The sequence below is a fragment of the Methanobrevibacter sp. genome (genome assembly GCF_017410345.1).
Classification (GTDB): Archaea; Methanobacteriota; Methanobacteria; order Methanobacteriales; family Methanobacteriaceae; genus Methanobrevibacter.
The window spans coordinates 21718-27717 of sequence record NZ_JAFQQZ010000052.1 but is presented as its reverse complement, the minus strand read 5'-3'; the positions used below and the strand labels follow the sequence as shown (position 1 = coordinate 27717).

General features: G+C 35.2%; 5 protein-coding genes. 1 reads left to right on the top strand and 4 read right to left on the bottom strand.

Annotated elements, in window-relative coordinates; all coding sequences use genetic code 11:
* Window positions 1–60: 60 nt before the first annotated feature.
* Window positions 61–1377, bottom strand: a complete 1317-nt coding sequence (glmU, locus tag IJE13_RS07685) for a bifunctional sugar-1-phosphate nucleotidylyltransferase/acetyltransferase (protein ID WP_292778976.1) — start codon at window positions 1375–1377, stop codon at window positions 61–63.
* A gap of 350 nt (window positions 1378–1727) precedes the next feature.
* Between glmU and IJE13_RS07680 the strand changes: the two genes are divergently transcribed.
* On the top strand, window positions 1728–1889 hold the full coding sequence (locus IJE13_RS07680) for a rubredoxin (protein WP_074798578.1): 162 nt from the start codon (window positions 1728–1730) through the stop codon (window positions 1887–1889).
* Window positions 1890–2109: 220 nt separating this feature from the next.
* On the opposite strand, the gene glmM is transcribed toward IJE13_RS07680, so the two are convergent.
* The 3 genes from glmM to IJE13_RS07665 all read right to left on the bottom strand — a co-directional run bounded on the left by glmM (window position 2110) and on the right by IJE13_RS07665 (window position 5788).
* Complete coding sequence (glmM, locus tag IJE13_RS07675) at window positions 2110–3456, bottom strand: phosphoglucosamine mutase (protein WP_292778970.1); 1347 nt, start codon at window positions 3454–3456, stop codon at window positions 2110–2112.
* A 24-nt stretch (window positions 3457–3480) separates the two neighbouring features.
* Window positions 3481–4719: a 2,3-bisphosphoglycerate-independent phosphoglycerate mutase gene (locus IJE13_RS07670; RefSeq protein ID WP_292778967.1), complete on the bottom strand. Its 1239-nt coding sequence runs from the start codon at window positions 4717–4719 to the stop codon at window positions 3481–3483.
* Between the two features lie 370 nt (window positions 4720–5089).
* A complete protein-coding gene (locus IJE13_RS07665) occupies window positions 5090–5788 on the bottom strand; it encodes a TIGR00297 family protein (protein ID WP_292778964.1) in 699 nt (232 codons plus the stop codon).
* Window positions 5789–6000: the final 212 nt, after the last annotated feature.

The window sequence follows — 6000 nt, the reverse complement described above, 5'->3', positions numbered from 1 at the left end:
TTAATTAATTATTAATTTTGTTTTTATTAATTGAATTAATAAATATGATTATTCATTGTTTTATTCTTTATTCTCTTCCACTTCTTCTAAAGAGATCTGCCCATTTTCCTTTTTGTTTTGGATTATATGTTCTTGCTTTACCAATACTCTCATGTCAGAACCTAAATCCTCATACAATAGAACACCAGAACCGATTGTAGCTCTCACTCCTATCTTAACTCCCGGACTTAAGCTTGAATTGATACCGGTCTTTACAGAGTCTCCTACAATTGCACCTAACTTACGTCTGCCTGTATCAGTTTTTTTATTTTTAATAGTGGTTTTAACTGTTTTATTGTCAAAACGCAAGTTAGCAATGTTTGTTCCAGCTGCAATGTTACAGTTGGAACCTAAGATGGAATCTCCAACATAACTTAAATGGCTTACATTGGTGTTTTCCATAATGATTGAGTTCTTGATCTCCACTGCATTACCAATATGGACATTGTCTCCGAAGTAGGAATTTCCTCTAATGTATGAGTTTGGTCCAATATCACAGTTCTTTCCAATGTATACAGGACCTTTGATATAAACTCCAGAACGAAGGAGGCTGCCTTCATCCAGGAATACTTCTCCATGAATGGTAACTCCCTCTTCAACGGTTCCCTTGATTTCCCCTTCAATATGATTAAGCAATTCCTCATTGATTTCAATTAATTCCCATGGCTTTCCAATGTCCATCCATTCCTTGGTGGTCTTATGTCCTTTAACCACTTTTCCATCAGCTATTTGAAGGGATAGGGAATCTGTAATTTCATATTCTCCTCTTGGAGAAAGTTCAGTCTTGTCAATCTTATCAAAAATATCCTTATTGAAAATGTATATTCCAGTATTGATCAAATTGCTTGGAGCTTCATCTTTTTTAGGCTTTTCAACAATATTGATTATTTTGTCTCCGTCCAATTCAACAACACCGAAAGCACTTGGGTCTTCAACTTCAGTAAGTACCATTAACGTATCTGGCTTTGATTTTTCATAATCCTCAATGATTTCATTGATGATATCAACATCTAAAATAATATCTCCATTAAGTGTAATTAAGCTGTCTTCAATGAAGTCTTTTCCATAGCCAATCGCATCTGCTGTTCCTTCCAATTTGCTTTGGGTGGCATAGCTGATGTTTACTCCAAATTCGGAACCATCCTTAAAGTAATCCCTAACAATCTCTTCCTTATATCCTACAATAAGAAGAATGTCTTTCACACCGCAATCACGCAGTGCCTCTATATTATATTGTATGATAGGCTTTCCGGCAACAGGCAACATTGTCTTAGGTTTTGTGAGAGTTAAAGGTCTCATTCTTGTCCCTTCGCCTGCACTTAAAATAATAGCTTTCACCTAATTCCTCCCTTGCTACTATAATCGAATAATTTTAAAATTTTTTAATAGATTTTTGTGTTTAAAACTTTCCATAATTTGATAAAAAAATATTTTTTTATTATTCCTTTAATATTTTTAAATCAAAAATAGATACCTTATTTTTATATTACTTTCTATTCATTTAAATAATTATTTAAAATATTTTAAATTTTTAATAATTGTTATAATATATATTATATATGATTGTATAAAATTTGTTCGACTTCTATAGAATCATATTAATTAATAAAGTTTTTTATATAAGTTAGTACATATTAGAATTATAGTTAATTAACTAATCTTTTATTAAATTAAAAAAAGGTGATTATATGGTAAAATATGTATGTATGCATTGTGAATACACTTGGGACTCAGAAACCGGAGATGAAACTTACAAAGTACCAGCAGGACCTATCGAAGACTTCCCTGATGACTGGGTATGCCCTCAATGTGCTGCAGGTATTGAAGGAATTATTACTGAAGATGAATAAATTTTCAGATAATTCTCCAAACTTTTAAAAAACTTTGATCAAAATTCTTTTCACTAGTTTTGGGTATTACTCAAACTAGTTTCTTTTTTTATTTTTTATCTATTTTTCTTATTCGATTTTTATCATTCTTATTTTCTTATTAAGTTTTTCATCTGAAAAAATTTAATTCGTAATAACTAAAACTAATAATTGTTTTATAAAAAAAGAAAATTGAGAATAATTAGATATTCTCTTTAATGATTTTAGTACATGTATCCTTGATGTATTCGGCCTTTTCTTCGGTTTTGGCCTCTAAAGTTATTCTTACATAATCTTCGGTACCGGAAGGTCTTACTAAAACCCAACTTCCATCATTGAAGGTCAATCGAACACCATCGATTGTATTGATTTCGGAAATGTCATCAAAGGCATTGGATAGAAGATCTTCCATATTTTCCATAACTGCTATCTTTTCCTCTTTGGAACATATGACCTTTTCCCTGATGTTAGGATAGTCTTTGAACTCTTCTAAAAGTTCGGATAATTTTCCTTCTTTGGAAACTATTTCAGCCATTCTAAGCCCTGACAATATTCCGTCCGGACACATGCAAAAGTCCGGATGCAACCAGGTACCTGATGGCTCTCCACCAAAGTTTGCATCTTCCTCAATCATGACATTTGCAACGTTCACATCTCCGACCTTGGTTCTGAGGACCTTTCCTCCCACTTCAGCCATAGCCTCGTCCATGCATAATCCTGCATCAACAGTGGTAACGACTGTTCCGCCGAATTTCTTGGATACAAGAGCAAGAAGCTTGTCAAAGTCAGAAACGTTACCCTTTTCATCAACAGTAATCATTCTATCAGCATCACCGTCATGGGCGATTCCAAGGTCTGATTCGGTTGCCACAACTGCTTTCATGAGGCTTGAAAGGTTTGCCTCATTCGGTTCAGGGTTTCTTCCTGGGAAGAATCCGTCAACCTGTGAGTTTAGAGTGATTACTTCACATCCCGCTTTTCTGAATATGAGTGGTGAAAGTTCTGATCCTGCACCGCATGCGCAGTCAATGACCACTTTAAGTCCAGGCTTGATATCTATGATATCCAATAAATCATCAATGTACTGCTTCTTGATCTCATCGTTATGGCTTATGATTCCTATCTTGTCCCATTCCACTTTGCCGAAATCTTCATTATAATATATCTCTTCGATTTTTTCTTCCTGTTCAGGAGTGTAAGCCATTCCATTCTTGTTCCAAAGTTTGATTCCGTTGTATTGTGATGGGTTGTGGGAAGCGGTAAGCATTATTCCTGCATCGCCGTCGAGCTTCAATGTTGCATAACCTACAAGAGGTGTTGGGACCATTCCTATTTTGATCACATCCACTCCATGTTCAATGAGCCCTGCAGTAATGGCCTGTTCCAACATTCTATTGGTGGTTCTGGTATCATATCCGATAACAACTTTTCCAGTGTTGTTCAAGTATTTGGCAAGGGATTTCCCTATTTTCAATGCCAATTCTGAGTTAACTTCCAAACCGATTACTCCTCTGATTCCAGAAGTTCCAAACAGTTTTTTATTTGTCATGATCTACTCTCCCTATAGAATGATTTAAGCTCCGAACTTATGCGCATAGCCCATTAGGTCAGTAATGATGTTCATCACATCAGCGCCTCTGATTCTGCACATGCCACCTTTGGCTACCGCATATTCATTGTATTCCTTCACATCATCCACTCTGACTTCAGGACCGTTGATTAATATAGGGACAGGGTCTCCGGAATGGTTTTTAACGGAGATAGGAGTTGAATGGTCTGCAGTCAGGAAGATATAGCAGTCTTCCAATTTAAGGAGTTCGCTCATTACAACCTCATCCACTTTTTCTATGAACTTTACCTTTTCCTCTGCATTTCCATCGTGGCCTGCCTCATCTGCACCGTCAATGTTAATGAGGAAGAAGTCATGGTCACTATTGTTTACTTGGTCAAGGATAGTGTCCCTGATGTTTTCAAGGTTTGTATCGGTTCCACCGGTGACGCCTTCCATTTCAATGATGTCCATTCCTGCAAAACGACCGATACCCATGATAAGTCCGGTTTCTGCAATGCATGCTGAATTCACTTCATATTTATCGTTGATTGATTCCACTTCAGGCACTTCTCCAGCACCACGAGGAATGATTATGTTTGCTGGCGCTTCGCCTTCTTCTATTCTTTTAAGGTTTACCGGATGGTCTTTGGTCATTTCATAGGATTTAGGTACTAATTTGTTTAGGATATCTGCAGTTTTCTGTGCCTCTGGACTTCCGTCAAGAGCTTTGACTATCTTAGGCTTGTTTCCTTCAACCTTAGGGTCTGCATCACTTACTTTGCCGGACAATCCTTCTCCTCTAAGCACTAAAACCGCTCTGTGTCCGGTAGATTCCTTAAAGATGATTTCAACATCCTCATACCCTTCAAGCTTCATGGTGTTCAATGTTGCTATGATCTCATCGGTTCCATCTCTGATTCTTCCGGCACGTCTGTCTGTAATGATTCCCTCCTCATCAGATGTTGAAAAGTTGCATCTGAATGCGATGTCTCCAGGAATAACATCCACACCGACACCAACCGCTTCAAACGGCCCTCTTCCGGTGTAGACTTCATAAGGATTGTAGCCTAAGATGGATAAGTGTGCTGTGTCACTTCCTGGGATGATTCCAGGGGCGATTGAATCCATCAATCCGGTAATTCCTCTTTCAGCCATCTTGTCCATATTCGGGGTTTTAGCTGCTTGAAGTGTAGTTTGATTGTTAAGTTCTTTTAGGGGACGGCCTGCCATCCCATCCATAACTAATACCATTCCTTTCATTTTTTCACCATCACGATAAATAGAAATTAAAATAAAGTTTTTTTTAAAAGATTTTTTATTAATTTTAGATTTTTATTTTATATCGGTTTTGTATTTGAATAAAATTCTGTATAATTTAAAAAGCAATATTAAATTATAATATTTACTATTAATAAGATATATGAATTTATAGGCATATAAAATTTGTTTTTATTTATTTGATTTTTTCAAGGATTTTTTCAATTGAATTTTAAAAAAGAAATTATTAAGGTCAGTTTATAAATTAATTAAAAATAATTAAAAAAGGATTGAAAAAGGAAAAAAATTAAAAAAAGTTCAATTTAATTTTAGAAAAAAATAAAAATAAGTTTAATTTGTATGATTCTTCTGATTACATTACTGAAACAATACCAATGATTGCTCCGCAAATGGTAGCAAGCAAATTGACATGTTCATTGTTTATGTAATGTCTTCTCTCAAGAACAGCTCCAAGGATACTGTCAATGAAGCAGCCTAAAGTTCCTGAAATCACTGAAATCTTAATGGCCACTAAAGGGTCTGGAATGACTCCCAGTAAGAATGAAGCGATTCCAATTATTCCTGCACCTACAATTGCTGCTGAAGTTCCCAAGATTGATATTGCACCATCGGTACCTGCAGGAACTTTCTTGAAACTGGTTATTAGGCGAGGTTCCTGAAGAACACCGATTTCACTGGCTAATGTGTCTGCTGTAGCTGTAGCTACCGCTCCAATGAATCCTCCTGCCAAAGGAAGGTAATAGCTTCCGAATGCTGCCATCAAAAATGCAACCAAACCGTTTGAGATTACATTCTTAGCGGTTCTTGTCTTTTCGTACTGCCCGATCTCTTCCTTGTAAGGCTTTGAAAATCTTGTAGCGAATATGCTCAAAACAAAGAACAATACGATTAAGATGAACCATTTCACTCCTGCTGAAAAGATGATTGTAATTCCCATAAAGATCATTATCAAGGAACCTAATAAGTCTAAGCTTTTTCGCTTATAGCTTATTCCACCTAAAATAAACAGAAGTATTACATATCCCCAATTTATTACAAAAGCTTCTTGCATAGAATCACTTCTAATATAATTAGTATAATTTGATTAATTCATATAACTTTTTATTAATCTAGTTATAATTTAGTTTCTAATTTTTATTAAATGTTTATGTTTTTTATTTAAATAATTTCACTAACTTATTTAAATAGTTTTTCCTTAAGAAGTAGTTATAAAAGGGCAAGAATCAGTAAAATTAGTGGGATTAGTATAAAAATAGATAATAA

Excerpts from the sequence above, each read along its gene's own strand:
- IJE13_RS07680 (WP_074798578.1), top strand. The coding sequence starts at position 1,728 with ATGGTAAAATATGTATGTATGCATTGTGAATACACTTGGGACTCAGAA.
- glmM (WP_292778970.1), bottom strand. The coding sequence starts at position 3,456 with ATGACAAATAAAAAACTGTTTGGAACTTCTGGAATCAGAGGAGTAATC.
- IJE13_RS07670 (WP_292778967.1), bottom strand. The coding sequence starts at position 4,719 with ATGAAAGGAATGGTATTAGTTATGGATGGGATGGCAGGCCGTCCCCTA.
- IJE13_RS07665 (WP_292778964.1), bottom strand. The coding sequence starts at position 5,788 with ATGCAAGAAGCTTTTGTAATAAATTGGGGATATGTAATACTTCTGTTT.